This is a genomic window from Pseudomonas sp. NPDC086251, assembly GCF_044746405.1.
GTDB lineage: Bacteria > Pseudomonadota > Gammaproteobacteria > Pseudomonadales > Pseudomonadaceae > Aquipseudomonas.
Genome location: NZ_JBIVBY010000011.1, coordinates 185,576 through 201,659, shown reverse-complemented (window position 1 = coordinate 201,659; position 16,084 = coordinate 185,576). Strand labels below are relative to the sequence as shown.

Here is a 16,084-nt window from a genome sequence, read left to right as displayed (position 1 = left end):
GAGGTCGCCGGCCTTGCGGAAAATCTCGTGGATCGGAAAGCGTCCGGCTTTTTCCCACTCCTCGACGTGCGGGTTGATCTCGTGCTCGACGAACTAGGCGGGACGGGCGCAAATCAATGATTTCAACGAATGTTTTGCAAAAAATCACGGAACCCCTGGAACGTGCCTAAACTCCAAACTGCGCGGCTGGAACAATAACCGGCCCACTGGCGCCAGATCGGGCCAGACCCCTGTCCATTGGTATGCACATAAAGAGAACAAAGCTATGAAACGGATTCTTCTCGGTACTCTCTTCACCGCTGTATCCATCAACGCCATGGCTCAGGCGCCAGGCGGCCCGGATTGCGGTTGGGGCAACATGCTGTTCGAAGGTCAGCGTGGCACCCCGGCTCACTTCCTGGCATCCACCACCAACGGCACTTCCGGCAACGCAACATTCGGTATGACCTCGGGTACCAACGGTTGCTCGACCAATGCGTCGCTGACCTATGGCGGCAAATCCTGGATTGCCATGAATGGCATGATGAACGAGTTGTCCGAAGACATGGCTAAAGGTCAGGGCGAAGCACTGACTACTTACGCCGTGGTACTGGGCGTGGCGCCGGAAGACCGTGCGCATTTCGCTGCTGTGACTCACGAGCACTTCCAGCAGATCTTCAGCAAGGCTGACGTGACCGCTGACGACGTGCATACCAACACCCTGGCTGTCCTGAAGTCCGATCCTCGTCTGGCCAAGTACGCCACTCAAGCTTAAGCTCGACACGCCCGCGCCTTTCGGGGAGCGGGCTTTATTTTTTGGACCTGTCCCTTTTTGGGTCTTTGTTTCTTTCGACTTAAGTTGCCCACTATGCTCAAACGCCTTGCCTGGCTGGCGCTCTGTGTCTGCGCCCCGCTGTCTGCCGCGCCCCACATCGACAATCAACGTTTGCAGCAACTGGCCAATGACCCCTTCTGGATTTCCCTGGGCCACTATGAAACCGCCAAGCTCGGCGGCTGGCGCAGCTATGTCAGCGACAAGAAATTCTTTCTTGCTCCCGACGGCAACGAACATCCGGACCGTGAACTGGCCGCGACCGTACAAGCGCTATACGCCCCCGCCAGCGCCGGCGAACAACACGCTCAATGCGTCTACCCCGCGCGCACCCGCTGGTTGAAGGCGCAGCTCAACCTGAGCGATCTGCCGACGCTGGACTGCACTGAGTTCACGAAATGGTTCAAGGACGTTTCACCTCACAGCGCAGTGATGATTTTTCCGGCGGCCTATTTGAACAGTCCGTCTTCGATGTTCGGTCACACCCTGCTGCGCATCGACCAGGCTGACGTGCAGAGCAATCAAACCGCCCTGCTCAGTTACGCCATCAACTTCGGCGCCTACATCGAAGGCTCGGACAACAGCATCCTGTATGCCTGGAAAGGCTTGATGGGCGGCTATCCGGGGCTGTTTGCACTGGTGCCCTATCAGGAAAAACTCTCGGAATACCGCAGTCTCGAAAACCGCGACCTGTGGGAATACCGCCTGAACCTGACCCAGCAAGAAACCGAGCGCATGGTCGAGCACGTCTGGGAACTGAAACAGATCCAGTTCGACTATTTTTTCTTTGACGAAAACTGCTCCTATCGCCTGCTGGAACTGCTGCAAGTGGCGCGTCCGAGCCTGCGCCTGACCGAACAATTCCCCCTGACCGCCATCCCCACCGACACCGTCAAAGCCGTGAAAGAAGCCGGGCTGGTGGAGTCCATCGAGTATCGCCCGTCCCGCGAGCGCGAACTGCTGAGCCGCGCCGAGCCGTTGACGGGTGAAGAACAGGATTGGGTGCTGAAGGTCAGCGCTGACCAGAAACAATTGCAGGAGCCGGCATTCAAGGCACAACCCCGCGACCGTCAGGCGCTGATCATCGACGCGGCTTATCGACTGGAACGCTACCGCGCCAACGGTCAGGAACGCGACCCGCAACGGGCGCAGCGATCTTTCGAGCTGCTGCGGGCGATCAACCAGAACCCGCCGCCGGAGCTGGATATCGCGCGCCCCGGCCTGCCCGAGGACGGCCATGAGTCCCGCACCTGGCAAGCCGGTATTGGCACTCGGGGCGACAAAACCTTTGGTGAATATGGTCTGCGCATGGCCTATCACGACCTCAACGACAACGCCGAAAGCTTTCCCCTCGGTGCGCAGATCGAAATCCTGCAAATGAAACTGCGCCAGTACGAAGGTAATCACTGGCAGTTCCAGCAACTGGACCTGGCGACCATTCGCTCACTGACCCCGCGCAACGCGTTGCTGCAACCGCTCTCGTGGCAGGTCACCGGCGGGCTGGAGCGCGTACCGGGCAAGCATGACGATGAAACGCTGGTCAGCCACGTCAACGGTGGCGGTGGTGGCACCTGGCAACTGGGTGATGACCTGCTCGGTTTTGCCCTGGGCACGGTGCGCGTGGAGCACAATAACGACTTCGCCGGTTTCATCGCCCCGGCGGCGGGTTTCAACAGCGGCCTGCTGTGGAAAAACCCGCTGGGCAACTTCAGCCTGGAGGCCAAGGGCGACTTCTTCACCAATGGCGAAGTACGCCGTAGCGTGAGTCTGAATCAGCAGTGGGAATTGTCGCGCAACCTCGGTCTGCGCCTGAGTGCCCAACGCGAATTCAGCCACCTGGCCTCACCCGAGAATGAAGTGATGCTTGAGGTGAAGTGGTATCACTACTGATCCCCAATGCACCACAAAACAAATGTGGGAGCGGGCTTGCTCGCGAAAGCGGTGTGTCAGTTTGCATCGATGTCGATTGATACACCGCCTTCGCGAGCAAGCCCGCTCCCACATTTGATTTGTGGTGCTCAACGGATTAATCACAGACCTTTCACGAATACCTGACGAATCCACTCCGAGACTTCCCTTATAGGCCGTTGAACGGCCCCGGGAGTACGAGATGTGGCGTTGCGCAGGTGTGTTGGGTGTGTTGCTGTTGCTCGCAGGTTGCCAGACGACCCACGAGGATTTGATCGCCAAAGGTTATCCACCGGCGTTCGCCGATGGTTTCGATGACGGTTGCAGCAGTGGCCGGCAAGCCGCTGGGGCGATCACCGGTGAATTTCGCAAGAACGTCCCGCGTTATCTCAAGGACAAGCAATACGCCGAAGGCTGGAGCGACGGGTTCCGCCAGTGCCAGGCCATGCGCGAAAACGAGGACCGCGAGGACTACCGCAGCCACCATTGGGACGATCGCGACAAAGCCTGGCAGCAGCAAAAAGATCAAAGCGCTGCCCGTGCCTATCGCTCGCAATGAGTCGCTGACAGATATCCCTCGAAACTAAAAGCCTGCGACCATGGACCAAACCCTATAACGGGAGAAAACCATGAGTCGTGCCTTCGTCAATGAAGATAATGCCGCCGCGCAAGCCGATCAGCCGGTCGAACGGCAGGTCAGCGCGCAACCCAATTACGTCACGCCCACGGGCCTGGCCCAATTGCAGGCGAAAGTCAGCGAGCTACAACAGCTGCTCAGCGAGCAATCGGCCAAAGGCGAGCAGGCCGACAAACAGCGCCAGGCGGACCTTGAACGGGATTTGCGCTACTTCAACCAGCGCCTGCACAGCGCTCAGGTGGTAACGCCCGCCAACTCAACGCAGAAAGTGCAGATCGGCAGCCGCGTGACCTTCGCCGACGAACACGACACCGAGCAAACCGTGCAACTGGTCGGTGAGGACCAGGCAGACGCAGCGGTGGGCCTGATCAATTGGGGTTCACCGCTGGGCCGGGCGTTGCTCGGGGCGCAACTCGGTGACGAGGTGCTGTGGCAACGTCCGGCCGGCGATCAGTCGATCGAGATCATCCGCATCGAACCGGCTTAAACCACGCCCTGGGCGAGCATGGCGTCGGCGACTTTGACGAAGCCGGCGATGTTCGCGCCTTTGACGTAATTCACCCGACCATTCTCTTCGCCGTAATGCACGCAAGCATGGTGGATCGACTGCATGATCGCGTGGAGTTTGCTGTCCACTTCACCACCGGTCCATAGCAGGCGCATGGCGTTCTGCGACATCTCTAGCCCGCTCACCGCCACACCACCGGCGTTGGATGCCTTGCCCGGCGCAAACAATATGCCCGCTTCCACGAACAGGTCCACCGCTTCAAGCGTGGTCGGCATGTTCGCCCCTTCCGCCACACAGATGCAGCCGTTGCGCAGCAAGGTGCGAGCGGCCTCGGCGTCCAGTTCGTTTTGCGTCGCGCACGGCAGCGCGATGTCGCAGTTCAAAGACCATGGATGCTGGCCGGCGAGGAACTCCAGGCCAAAACGGCCGGCCAGTTCACTGATGCGCCCGCGCTGGACGTTTTTCAGCTCCAGCAGCGCCAGCCACTGTTCTTCGGTCAAACCGCTTTCGCAGTACAACGTGCCTTCGGAGTCGGACAGCGAAATCACTTTGCCGCCCAGGTCCATGACCTTGCGCGACGCGTATTGCGCGACGTTGCCCGAACCCGAGATGGCCACGCGCTTGCCTTCGACGGCTTCACCGCGACGCTTGAGCATTTCCTCGGCGAAGTACACGCAGCCGAAACCGGTGGCTTCGGGGCGAATCAGGCTGCCGCCATAGCTTGGACCCTTGCCGGTGAGCACGCTGGTGAACTGGTTGCTCAACCGTTTGTACTGACCGAACAGGAAACCGATCTCGCGGGCACCGACACCAATATCACCGGCAGGAACGTCAACGTCCGCGCCGATGTGGCGGTACAGCTCGCTCATGAAGGCCTGGCAGAAACGCATGACTTCGGCGTCGCTTTTGCCTTTCGGATCGAAGTCCGAACCACCCTTGCCGCCGCCCATGGGCAACGAGGTCAGGGAGTTCTTGAAGGTCTGTTCGAAAGCCAGGAACTTCAGCACGCCGAGGTTCACGGATGGATGGAAACGCAGGCCGCCCTTGTAGGGGCCGATCGCGCTGTTCATCTGGATGCGGAAACCGCGATTGACCTGCACCTTGCCGTGATCGTCGACCCAGGACACCCGAAACACGATGGCCCGCTCCGGTTCGCAAATCCGCTCCAGAATGCCGGAGGTCAGGTAGTGCGGATTGGCTTCAAGAAACGGCCACAGGCTGCGCAGGACTTCTTCCACGGCCTGGTGGAATTCGGGTTGGTCAGGATCGCGTTTTTTCAGGCGGGCAAGGAAGGATTCAACGGATTCGAACATGGAAAAGTCTCGGCAAATTTATTGTCGTTGGAAGCGATGGGGCCGGACTTTAGCAAACGAATCGCGCACAGGAACAGAGCAACATGTCGCATTTATGAAATTAAATGGTGCACAGGATATAAATAAGCCTGTTTTTTGGCTGGTTTTGCACCTGAACAGGGAGATCGAATCCAGGAAATGCACCAACAGTTACACCGCCATCGCTGGCAGGCCAGCTCCCACAGTGGATTGGTGGTGAATCGGGGATTTGTTGTCAGCACAAAACTCTGTGGGAGCTGGCCTGCCAGCGATGGCTTCAACTCGTTATCGCTGAAAAAACCCGGACAAAAAAACGGAGCCCGAAGGCTCCGTTTTTTTATGCAACCCACCCGAAATCAGGCCAGTTTTTTGTGCCGTACCCGGTGCGGCTGGGCAGCCGCTTCGCCAAGGCGCTTGCGGCGATCGGCTTCGTACTCGGTGTAGTTGCCTTCGAAGAACACTGCTTGCGAGTCGTCTTCGTACGCCAGGATGTGTGTCGCGACGCGGTCAAGGAACCACCGATCGTGAGAGATCACAATGGCGGCGCCCGGGAAGTCCAGCAGGGCTTCTTCCAGGGAACGCAGGGTTTCAACATCGAGGTCGTTGGACGGTTCGTCGAGCAGCAGGACGTTGCCGCCCTCTTTCAAGGTCAAGGCCAGGTGCAAGCGACCGCGCTCACCACCGGACAGGTCCTTGACGAACTTCTGCTGATCGCCGCCCTTGAAGTTGAAGCGACCGACGTAGGTACGCGACGGAATCTCGTAGTTGCCGATGCGGATCTGATCGGAACCGTCGGAGATTTGCTGGAACACCGTCTTGCTGCCGTCCAGGTCTTCGCGGCTCTGATCGACGCACGCCAGTTGCACGGTTTCGCCGACTTCGATGCTGCCCGAATCCGGCGTTTCCTTGCCCATCAGCATGCGGAACAGGGTCGACTTACCGGCACCGTTACCGCCGATCACGCCAACGATGGCGCCTTTGGGCATGGAGAACGACAGGTTGTCGATCAACACGCGATCGCCGTAGCCCTTGGAGACGTTCTTGAACTCGATGACCTTGTCACCCAGGCGCGGACCGGCCGGGATGTAGATCTCGTTGGTTTCGCTGCGCTTCTGGAATTCCTGCGATTGCATTTCTTCGAAGCGTTGCAGACGAGCCTTGGATTTGGACTGGCGGGCCTTGGCGCCTTTGCGCACCCACTCCAGTTCTTCCTTCATGGCTTTTTCGTGGGCCGACTGCTGCTTGGATTCGGCAGCCAGACGGTCGGACTTGGCTTCGAGCCAACCCGAGTAGTTGCCCTCGTAAGGGATACCGGCGCCGCGGTCGAGTTCCAGAATCCAGCCAGCCACGTTGTCCAGGAAGTAACGGTCGTGCGTGATCGCAACCACGGTACCCGGGAAATCGTGCAGGAAGTGCTCCAGCCAGGCGACGGAATCAGCGTCCAAGTGGTTGGTCGGTTCGTCGAGCAGCAGCATGTCGGGGGCGGACAGCAGCAGGCGGCACAGGGCCACACGACGCTTCTCGCCACCGGACAGGAATTCGATCTTGGCATCCCACGCCGGCAGACGCAGCGCATCGGCGGCGACTTCCAGTTGGCGATCCAGGTTGTGACCGTCGCTGGCTTGCAGGATGGCTTCGAGCTTGGCCTGTTCTGCCGCCAGTTTGTCGAAGTCGGCATCCTCATCGGCGTAAGCCGCGTAGACCTCGTCCAGACGCGCCTGGGCATTCTTGATCACGCTGACCGCTTCCTCGACCACTTCACGCACGGTCTTGGTCGGATCGAGGATCGGTTCCTGCGGCAGGTAGCCGATGTTCAGGTCCGGCATCGGACGGGCTTCGCCGTCGAACTCGGTGTCGACGCCTGCCATGATTTTCAGCAGCGTGGACTTACCCGAACCGTTAAGGCCGAGTACGCCGATCTTGGCGCCGGGGAAGAACGACAGCGAAATGTTTTTCAGGATTTCCCGCTTCGGCGGAACAACTTTGCCCAGCCGATGCATGGTGAAGACGTATTGAGCCATGGAGAACCTTGGGTCAGTGACAGATGAATGGTTGGAGCGCGGGCGATGCCCGGCCAGGCCGTGCGCGTCGACGATTGATGGGTATCAATGGTGCGCGCTGAAAAAACCTGATTCTAGGAGCTGGAACGCTCCCGCGTAACCGGCAAAGCTACCTGAATGACAGAAGGCCGTCCAGCCGAGCGGGGCTGGCACTTCGCCACAACTCAAGGCATGCTAGCCGCCCTTCGGGCGTCCGGCTTATAGTGCACGCCGCGCCAGTCCAGCCAATCCGCAGGATTACAGTTTGTCGAATGTCACTCCGCCCCTGACCACCCGTGCACCGACTGTTGCGGTCGGCTCCCCCCTGCGCGGTACATTGAAGGGCGCGCTGGCGACACTCGTGTTGATGCTGCTCGCGCTGTTGTTCTGGCAGCTGCTCGACCAGCTTCGCGAAACACAGAAAAACCAGCGTCAATACACGATCGACTACACCGCAGATCTCGCTTCGCAAGTCAGCCTGAATATGGCGCTGAACGCGCAGATCGCCCTCAACCTGCTGCCGATCGTCGAGCAACCGCAAAGCGCCGACGAACAGCAGGCCCTGCTGCGCAAACTGCAGCAATCCTTGCCGCAAGTGCGCAGCCTCGCGTTACTCAGTCCCTCCGGAAAAATGATCAGCGACAGCGCCGCCGACAGCGATGATGCCGACTACCTGAGCGAACTGGTGCGACGCAGCCGTGCCCAGGCGCACTATTTCAGTAACGCCGACGACGGTTCCGTGGTGCATCTGCTGCTGCATCAAGCCAGTGGCAGCACTCGCGGCTACTGGGCCCTGCGCCTGACGCCGAGTTTTTTCTCGACCTTGTCCAAACAAAACGAAGCCGCCATTCGCCCGCTATGGCTGGTGGAAAACCGCGTCAACCACCAGATCATCAGTCGCGATGAAGCGCTGCCTTCGGTCAATCCGGGCATGTTGACCCCCGAAGACCGGGCCAACAGCGTGCTCACCGTTCCCCTGAGCAGCAGCGACTGGCAACTGCGCGGGCTTTTCGACCGCCATCGAGTGCTGGAACAGCTGCTGCCGGCGTTCATCGGCAAGTGCCTGCTGGGCCTGGCCTTTTCCCTGCTGCCGTTCATCGCCCTGTTGAGCATGCGCCGCCGTCAACGCCAGCTGCACGAAGGCCGTCGCCGCTACCAGGATATTTTCGAAGGCACCGGCGTTGCCTTGTGCGTACTCGATGTGTCCGGCCTCAAAAGCGCCTTCGACAAGGCCCAGGTGCACAGCAACGAACGCTTGCACGCCTGGCTGGACATCCCGGAACAGCGTCAGGCATTGCTGCAGGAGCTGCGGATCACCGAGGTCAACCAGGTTGCCCTGCAACTGCTCAACGTCAATTCCTGCAAACAGGCCTGGAATCTGCTGATCGCCGGCGGTCCGCTGAGCGGCCCGGCCATCGGCAATCAAATGCTTGAAGCGGTGCTCAATCATCAGAAGCAGCTTGAACTGGAAATCAAACTCCAGGACGCCAACGGCCGCGACCAGCACTTGTGGCTGGTACTGCGCCTGCCGGAACACCAGGACGACTATAAAGCGGTGATCCTGAGCATCACCGACATCACCAGCCGCAAGCTCATTGAACTGTCGCTGCTGGAGCGTGAAGGATTCTGGTCTGACGTCGTGCGCACGGTGCCGGATCATCTGTACGTGCAAGACGTCATCAGCCAGCGAATGATCTTCAGCAACCACCACTTGGGGCAGACACTCGGCTACAACCGCACCGAGTTGCACCAGATGGGCGAGTACTTCTGGGAAATCCTCCTGCACCCTGAAGATGCCGACTTCTACCATCGCTCACGCCAGATCCAGCGGCACGCCGGTTACCGGCAATTGCTGCAATGCCAGCTGCGCTTCCGTCACCGGGACGGCAAATGGCGGCGTTTCGAGATTCGCGAACAAGCCTTGGCGCGGGACAAGAACGATCAGGTCACGCGGATCATCGGCGTGGCCAAGGACATCACCGAGCAGATCGAAGCCAGTGAATCCTTGCGCGACAGCGAGCAGCGTTACCGGATGCTCGCCGAAAGCATCAGCGACGTGATTTTCTCCACCGACAGCAAGATGTCGCTCAACTACGTCAGCCCGTCGGTGCACGCCGTGCTGGGTTACGACGTCGACTGGATTTTCCAGAACGGCTGGCAATCGACCATCGCCAACCCGCAACAACTGAGCGGCATTTACCAGCTGATGGACCGGGTCGGCAAAGCGCTAGATAAACCCGAGCAACTGGCGCTGCTGCGCAGTCAGGTGCAGACGCAATTGTTCTTGTTCGACTGCCTGCGGGCTGACGGGCGCAAGATTCCGATCGAACTGCGGCTGGTGCTGGTGTGGGACGAACACGGTGCATTCGAGGGCGTACTGGGCGTCGGCCGCGACATCAGCCAGCAACGCCGGGCCGAGAAAGACCTGCGCATGGCGGCGACGGTGTTTGAACATTCGACCTCGGCGATCCTGATCACCGACCCGGCCGGTTACATCGTCCAGGCCAACGAAGCGTTCAGTCGCGTCAGCGGTTATGCGGTGGAACAAGTGCTCGATCAATTGCCGAACATGCTCACCGTCGATGACCAGCAGGAAGCTCATCTGCGCTATGTGCTCAAGCAACTGAATCAGCACAGCACTTGGGAAGGCGAAGTCTGGCTCAAGCGTCGCAACGGCGAGCATTACCCGGCCTGGGTGGGAATCACAGCGGTGCTGGACGACGAAGGCGATCTGGCGAGCTATGTGTGTTTCTTCAGCGACATCAGCGAGCGCAAGGCCAGTGAACAGCGGATTCACCGCCTCGCCTACTACGACGCCCTGACTCACCTGCCGAACCGCACGCTGTTCCAGGATCGCCTGCACACGGCGCTGCAATCGGCCGACCGGCAGAAGTCCTGGGTGGTACTGATGTTCCTCGACCTCGACCGCTTCAAGCCGATCAACGACTCGCTGGGCCACGCCGCCGGCGATCGCATGCTCAAGGAAATGGCCACGCGGCTGCTTGGTTGCGTCGACGATGACGACACCGTGGCGCGCATGGGCGGCGATGAATTCACCTTGTTGCTGCAACCGCGCATCAACCGTGAAGTTGCCTTGAACCGGGCGATTCATGTGGCGGAACAGATTCTCGCCAGCCTGGTGAAACCGTTCGTCCTCGAAGGCCGCGAGTTCTTCGTCACGGCCAGTATCGGCATCGCCCTGAGCCCGCAAGACGGCAACGAACTCAGCCAGTTGATGAAGAACGCCGACACCGCGATGTACCACGCCAAGGAACGCGGCAAAAACAACTTCCAGTTCTATCAGGCGGACATGAACGCCAGCGCCCTGGAGCGTCTGGAGCTGGAAAGCGACCTGCGTCACGCCTTGGAGCAAAACGAATTTGTGCTGTACTACCAGCCGCAGTTCAGCGGTGACGGCAAACGCTTGACCGGCGCCGAAGCCTTGCTGCGCTGGCGTCATCCGCGACGCGGTCTGGTGCCGCCGGGGGATTTCATTCCGGTGCTCGAAGAGCTCGGCCTGGTGGTGGACGTCGGCGACTGGGTCATCAGCGAGGCCTGTCGTCAGCTCAAGACCTGGCATCAGGCCAAGGTGCGGGTGCCGAAAGTCTCGGTGAACATTTCGGCCCGGCAGTTCTCCGATGGCCAGCTTGGCACGCGGATCGCCACCATTCTCAAGGAAACCGGCCTGCCCCCGGCGTGCCTGGAGCTGGAGCTGACCGAAAGTATTTTGATGCGCGAAGTCAGCGAGGCGATGCAGATTCTCGCCGGCCTGAAAAACCTTGGCCTGAGCATTGCGGTCGACGACTTCGGCACCGGTTACTCGTCGCTGAACTACCTCAAGCAGTTTCCCATCGACGTGCTGAAAATCGACCGCACCTTTGTCGACGGCCTGCCGTCGGGTGAACAGGATGCACAGATTGCCCGGGCGATCATCGCCATGGCCCACAGCCTCAACCTGGCGGTGATCGCCGAAGGTGTGGAAACCCATGAGCAGCTCGACTTCCTGCGTGAGCATGGTTGCGATGAGGTTCAGGGGTATCTGTTCGGGCGGCCGATGCCGGCGAGCCGGTTTGAAGCGCAGTTCAGCAATGATGCGTTGTTCATGTTCGACTGAAACTTTGCGCCGCGGCCGATGACGCCTTCGCGAGCAAGCCCGCTCCCACATTCGACCGCATTCCCCTGGAAGAACTCGGTTAAATGTGGGAGCGGGCTTGCTCGCGAAGGGGCCGGCACAGACACCGCATATCGGTCATGAAGCCCACTTGTCTGCGACATGATGTCCTTTCATATGCCATCTAAAACCCATTGGGTTAGAATGCCCCCCTTTTCTGCCCCGATCCTTGAGGACCGCCATGTTCAGCCGTGATTTGACTATTGCCAAGTACGACGCCGACCTTTTTGCCGCCATGGAGCAAGAAGCTCAGCGCCAGGAAGAACACATCGAGCTGATCGCTTCGGAAAACTACACCAGCCCAGCGGTGATGGAAGCTCAAGGCTCGGTACTGACCAACAAGTACGCCGAAGGCTATCCGGGCAAGCGCTACTACGGCGGTTGCGAGTTCGTCGACGTGGTCGAGCAACTGGCCATTGACCGTGCCAAAGAACTGTTCGGCGCTGATTACGCCAACGTCCAGCCGCACGCCGGTTCGCAAGCCAACAGCGCCGTTTACCTGGCCCTGCTGCAAGCAGGCGACACCATTCTGGGCATGAGCCTGGCCCACGGTGGTCACCTGACCCACGGTGCCAGCGTGTCGTCCTCCGGCAAGCTGTACAACGCCGTTCAGTACGGCATCGACGCCAACGGCCTGATCGACTACGACGAAGTCGAGCGCCTGGCGGTTGAGCACAAGCCGAAAATGATCGTGGCCGGTTTCTCTGCCTACTCGCAGATTCTGGACTTCCCGCGTTTCCGTGAAATCGCCGACAAGGTTGGCGCCTACCTGTTCGTCGACATGGCTCACGTGGCCGGTCTGGTCGCCGCAGGCGTCTACCCGAACCCGGTGCCTTTCGCTGACGTCGTGACCACCACCACGCACAAGACCCTGCGCGGTCCACGTGGCGGCCTGATCCTGGCTCGCGCCAACGCCGACATCGAGAAGAAGCTGAACTCCGCGGTATTCCCGGGCGCCCAGGGCGGCCCGCTGGAGCACGTGATCGCTGCCAAGGCGATCTGCTTCAAGGAAGCGCTGCAGCCTGAGTTCAAGGCTTACCAGCAACAAGTGGTGAAAAACGCCAAGGCCATGGCCGGCGTGTTCATCGAGCGCGGTTTCGACGTGGTGTCCGGTGGTACTGAAAACCACCTGTTCCTGCTGTCGCTGATCAAGCAGGAAATCTCCGGTAAAGACGCTGATGCCGCTCTGGGCAAGGCGTTCATTACCGTGAACAAGAACTCCGTGCCAAACGATCCACGCTCCCCGTTCGTTACCTCCGGCCTGCGCTTCGGTACTCCGGCTGTGACCACTCGCGGCTTCAAGGAAGCAGAGTGCAAGGAACTGGCCGGCTGGATCTGCGACATCCTGGCAGACCTGAACAACGAAGCGGTGATCGACGCCGTTCGTGAGAAGGTCAAGGCTATCTGCAAGAAGCTGCCGGTGTACGGCGCTTAATTAGCCCCGTTTAACCGCAATCAAAAAACCGGCACTTGTGCCGGTTTTTTTATGCCTGCCAACTACAACTAATAAAAACAACAACATCTTCAAAGATCACACTACTGGATAAAATCCATTATTTTGCAACACACCTGAAACTCAGACATTTAAATCTCATGGTAGCCTCTTCCGACGCCTACAAATGGCGGAACCCAATACATTGAACAACCCAACACCAGGGTTATTCATCAATCAAGGAAGAGACATATATCATGCAAAACTCGGATGTAGACCAATCATTCACCGCGCAACTTTTTGTCGGCGACAAGCCGGTTGCAGAGGCCAGAAAAGTCCTTGGCAAAATGCTGGAAAGCCAAGAAATTCAAGGCGAGCTACGCCAGTTACTTCGTGACCTCCGCGAGAGCGACCCCCAGGAACTGAGCTATGGCGAAGGTGTAACGCCCGAAACGTTCTACTTCAAACATCAGAATGGTGTATATACGATCAGAATCAAAAGAGTTGACGGACTTTTCAATGAAACGGCAAGTATGGAAGGATCACCTCGGAACTTGAGCAAATTCAAGGGAGATGACCCAACTTACTACCGAATCGTTAATATCTCCGGTGAAATTGTGAAACTTGATGAAATTCCGGACGATATCAGCGAAGTTTATCTTTACACCGGGCCGCAACAGCGCCCGGTTAAAACCTACGGCGAACCACCCTTCTTCCCGGTTTTGACTGATGATCCAAACCGCATCGGGAGCCCGCTGGTTTTTACATTAAAAATCCTCGACCGCGATCCTCGTGATGTCTATTCGACAAAATCATAATGAGTCTGGATCGTCGATCGAACAGTCAGTCGCAAGACTATTGATTGGCCACCCGCCGACGAGAACCGGCCCCTGCAAATGACACTCGATGCCAGTCAGCCCAGCCGACTGGCATTTGTCATATGAGGAGGCTCAAGGTCGGGACTTCCTGCACCACTGGTAAGACCGGTCATGCCAATTGCGCAATTTCCACTTGCGTACGTTACAAAACAGCGCCTAGACTGCGCCTGCACTGGACATACCGGTAAGACCACAATAATTAAGTCCTGAATCTGATGCGTTCAGCGCACGGCAGCCAGGACACCGACCAGGATTCCTCCCATGCTCAGATGGTGCTCGCGTTCAATCTTCCTCCAAGTGGTTCTCGGACTGGTGCTCGGCATCGTCTGCGGGCTGACCCTTCCCGAATACTCCGCCCAACTCAAACCCCTCGGCGACGGTTTCATCAAGCTGATCAAGATGCTCATCGGCTTGATCGTGTTCTGCGTAGTGGTCAGCGGCATCAGCGGTGCCGGCGACCTGAAGAAGGTCGGCCGCATCGGCCTGAAATCGGTGATCTATTTCGAAGTGCTGACCACCATCGCCCTGGTGATCGGCCTGGTGTTCGCGTTCAGCACTGGCATCGGTAGCGGTGCAAACATTCATCTGGATCAGCTTTCCGCCGCCGACATAGGCGACATCGCCCAGCGCGGTCAGCACATGCACACCACCACGCAGTTCCTGATGGACCTGATCCCGACCTCGGTCATCGGCGCCTTTGCCGATAACAACATCCTGCAAGTCCTGCTGTTTTCGGTGCTGTTCGGCAGCGCGCTGAATCTGGTGGGCGAAGCGGCATCGGGCATTTCACGGCTGATCAATGAGCTGAGCCACGTGATCTTCCGCATCATGGGCATGATCGTGCGCCTGGCGCCGATCGGCGTGTTCGGCGCGATTGCGTTCACCACCAGTAAATATGGCCTGGATTCGTTGCAGCACTTGGGCAGCCTGGTCGGCCTGTTTTACCTGACGTGCGTGGCGTTCGTGTCGCTGATCCTCGGCCTGGTGATGCGCTTGTCCGGCCTGCGGATGTGGCCGTTGCTCAAGTACCTGCGTGAAGAACTGCTGATCGTCATGGGCACCGCGTCTTCCGATGCCGTGCTGCCACAAATCATGCGCAAGCTTGAGCATCTGGGCATCGGCAGTTCGACCGTCGGCTTGGTCATTCCGACCGGCTACTCGTTCAATCTGGACGGTTTCTCGATCTACCTGACCCTCGCCATCGTGTTCATCGCCAACGCCACCGGCACGCCGCTGGCCATGACCGATTTGCTGACGATTCTGCTGGTGTCGCTGATCACTTCCAAAGGGGCCCACGGCATTCCCGGTTCGGCGCTGGTGATTCTCGCGGCGACCCTGACCGCAATCCCGGCGATTCCAGTGGTCGGCCTGGTGTTGGTGCTGGCGGTGGACTGGTTCATGGGCATAGGCCGGGCGCTGACCAACCTGATCGGCAACTGCGTCGCCACCGTGGCCATCGCTCGCTGGGAAAAGGACATCGATATTCAACGGGCAAACAAAGTGCTTTCCGGCCAAGTGGGTTATACCTTCCAGCCGAGAAAACCTGTCACCCCGGCCCATCAGCAGGAATTCTGAATAACCCCGTGCCTGCCCATGGGCAGGCACGGTCATCAATCGTTTTGGATGCTCGTGGAGCGAACAGTGATCACCTCGTCGACCGTTGTGAATTCAGTAGTAGAAAAACTTCGGGCCGCGCTGGCCCGTGGTCAGTGGCGCTCCGGCGAAATGTTGCCGGGGCAGCGTGAACTGGCCGAACAACTGGGCATCAGCCGCCCGAGCCTCCGAGAAGCGGTGATCGTGCTGGAAACCCTCGGGTTGGTGCGTTCCATGCCGGGTAAAGGCGTGGTCGTACTGGAGGCCAATCTCAGCGACAGCCAACACCACGACAGCGCGGTGGCCGGTGCGAGCCTGGAGGATGTGCTGCAACTGCGCTACACCCTCGAACCGTTCATTGTCGGCCTGGTAGCGCAGTCGATCAGCAGCAAGGAAGTCGGACAGTTGCGCCTGACCCTGATGGACATGCGCGAAGCCCTGGAGGCCAACGACAGCGAAGCCGGCGTCAACGCCTACATCGCGTTCCACGAAGAACTGTTCACGCTGACCTCGAACCCGATCTTCCAGAGCGTGGTGCAGCAGACAAGCAACGCCCTCAAGCAAAGTGCCGAGGTGTTGCGCAATTCCCCGGAGCATCTGGCGGAACGTCTCGAGGAAAACGAAGCCGTGGTACGAGCGATCCGCAGCAAGAACAGCGCCCAGGCCAGTGCCGAGATGCGTCGGCACATCCTCCGCGAAGGCCAGCGAATGGGCATCGAATTGAACATCCCGGACGACAACCTCGGCAGTTGAATCCGCTTCAAACTGGAGACAGG

The 16,084-nt window shown here is 59.1% G+C and carries 11 protein-coding genes and 1 pseudogene; 9 read left to right on the top strand and 3 right to left on the bottom strand.

Translation table 11 applies throughout. The annotated features are described in order from the left end of the window. Nucleotides 1-93, bottom strand: a pseudogene (locus tag ACIPL2_RS15665) (acyl-CoA dehydrogenase family protein); the annotation flags it as partial. Nucleotides 94-265: 172 nt separating this feature from the next. Between ACIPL2_RS15665 and ACIPL2_RS15660 the strand changes: the two are divergent. The 4 genes from ACIPL2_RS15660 (at nt 266) to ACIPL2_RS15645 (ending at nt 3,843) form a co-directional block, all read left to right on the top strand. Next, nucleotides 266-754: a DUF3015 domain-containing protein gene (locus ACIPL2_RS15660; protein WP_008154254.1), complete on the top strand. Its 489-nt coding sequence runs from the start codon at nt 266-268 to the stop codon at nt 752-754. Between the two features lie 93 nt (nt 755-847). Then, complete coding sequence (locus ACIPL2_RS15655; protein WP_401357713.1) at nt 848-2,701, top strand: DUF4105 domain-containing protein; 1,854 nt, start codon at nt 848-850, stop codon at nt 2,699-2,701. A 220-nt stretch (nt 2,702-2,921) separates the two neighbouring features. Further along, the gene (locus ACIPL2_RS15650) at nt 2,922-3,278 is read left to right on the top strand and encodes a hypothetical protein (RefSeq protein ID WP_401357712.1); all 357 of its coding nucleotides are present in this window, start codon (nt 2,922-2,924) and stop codon (nt 3,276-3,278) included. A gap of 70 nt (nt 3,279-3,348) precedes the next feature. Further along, on the top strand, nt 3,349-3,843 hold the full coding sequence (locus ACIPL2_RS15645; RefSeq protein WP_401357711.1) for a GreA/GreB family elongation factor: 495 nt from the start codon (nt 3,349-3,351) through the stop codon (nt 3,841-3,843). On the opposite strand, the gene gdhA is transcribed toward ACIPL2_RS15645, so the two are convergent. Together gdhA and ettA are read right to left on the bottom strand one after the other, a co-directional pair. Then, the gene (gene gdhA / locus ACIPL2_RS15640; RefSeq protein ID WP_401357709.1) at nt 3,840-5,177 is read right to left on the bottom strand and encodes an NADP-specific glutamate dehydrogenase; all 1,338 of its coding nucleotides are present in this window, start codon (nt 5,175-5,177) and stop codon (nt 3,840-3,842) included. The genes ACIPL2_RS15645 and gdhA overlap by 4 nt on opposite strands. A 374-nt stretch (nt 5,178-5,551) precedes the next feature. Then, nucleotides 5,552-7,216, bottom strand: a complete 1,665-nt coding sequence (gene ettA / locus ACIPL2_RS15635) for an energy-dependent translational throttle protein EttA (RefSeq protein WP_201116263.1) — start codon at nt 7,214-7,216, stop codon at nt 5,552-5,554. Nucleotides 7,217-7,499: 283 nt separating this feature from the next. Between ettA and ACIPL2_RS15630 the strand changes: the two genes are divergently transcribed. The 5 genes from ACIPL2_RS15630 to ACIPL2_RS15610 all read left to right on the top strand — a co-directional run bounded on the left by ACIPL2_RS15630 (nt 7,500) and on the right by ACIPL2_RS15610 (nt 16,061). Beyond that, a complete protein-coding gene (locus ACIPL2_RS15630; protein WP_401357707.1) occupies nt 7,500-11,348 on the top strand; it encodes an EAL domain-containing protein in 3,849 nt (1,282 codons plus the stop codon). 238 nt (nt 11,349-11,586) lie between these two features. After that, nucleotides 11,587-12,840 (top strand): serine hydroxymethyltransferase, encoded by a 1,254-nt coding sequence (gene glyA, locus ACIPL2_RS15625; RefSeq protein ID WP_059402023.1) that lies wholly within the window; start codon nt 11,587-11,589, stop codon nt 12,838-12,840. 254 nt (nt 12,841-13,094) lie between these two features. Continuing rightward, nucleotides 13,095-13,655, top strand: a complete 561-nt coding sequence (locus ACIPL2_RS15620) for a hypothetical protein (RefSeq protein ID WP_401357706.1) — start codon at nt 13,095-13,097, stop codon at nt 13,653-13,655. A gap of 321 nt (nt 13,656-13,976) precedes the next feature. After that, nucleotides 13,977-15,290: a C4-dicarboxylate transporter DctA gene (locus ACIPL2_RS15615; RefSeq protein WP_401357705.1), complete on the top strand. Its 1,314-nt coding sequence runs from the start codon at nt 13,977-13,979 to the stop codon at nt 15,288-15,290. A gap of 66 nt (nt 15,291-15,356) precedes the next feature. After that, entirely contained in the window at nt 15,357-16,061 is a 705-nt protein-coding gene (locus tag ACIPL2_RS15610; protein WP_401357704.1) for a FadR/GntR family transcriptional regulator, read from the top strand. Nucleotides 16,062-16,084 lie beyond the last annotated feature (23 nt).

Bases quoted from the DNA above. Each gene is read 5' to 3' on its own strand.
- gdhA (WP_401357709.1), bottom strand. From the start codon at position 5,177: ATGTTCGAATCCGTTGAATCCTTCCTTGCCCGCCTGAAAAAACGCGAT.
- ACIPL2_RS15660 (WP_008154254.1), top strand. From the start codon at position 266: ATGAAACGGATTCTTCTCGGTACTCTCTTCACCGCTGTATCCATCAAC.
- ACIPL2_RS15655 (WP_401357713.1), top strand. From the start codon at position 848: ATGCTCAAACGCCTTGCCTGGCTGGCGCTCTGTGTCTGCGCCCCGCTG.
- ACIPL2_RS15645 (WP_401357711.1), top strand. From the start codon at position 3,349: ATGAGTCGTGCCTTCGTCAATGAAGATAATGCCGCCGCGCAAGCCGAT.
- glyA (WP_059402023.1), top strand. From the start codon at position 11,587: ATGTTCAGCCGTGATTTGACTATTGCCAAGTACGACGCCGACCTTTTT.
- ACIPL2_RS15650 (WP_401357712.1), top strand. From the start codon at position 2,922: ATGTGGCGTTGCGCAGGTGTGTTGGGTGTGTTGCTGTTGCTCGCAGGT.
- ACIPL2_RS15615 (WP_401357705.1), top strand. From the start codon at position 13,977: ATGCTCAGATGGTGCTCGCGTTCAATCTTCCTCCAAGTGGTTCTCGGA.
- ACIPL2_RS15620 (WP_401357706.1), top strand. From the start codon at position 13,095: ATGCAAAACTCGGATGTAGACCAATCATTCACCGCGCAACTTTTTGTC.
- ettA (WP_201116263.1), bottom strand. From the start codon at position 7,216: ATGGCTCAATACGTCTTCACCATGCATCGGCTGGGCAAAGTTGTTCCG.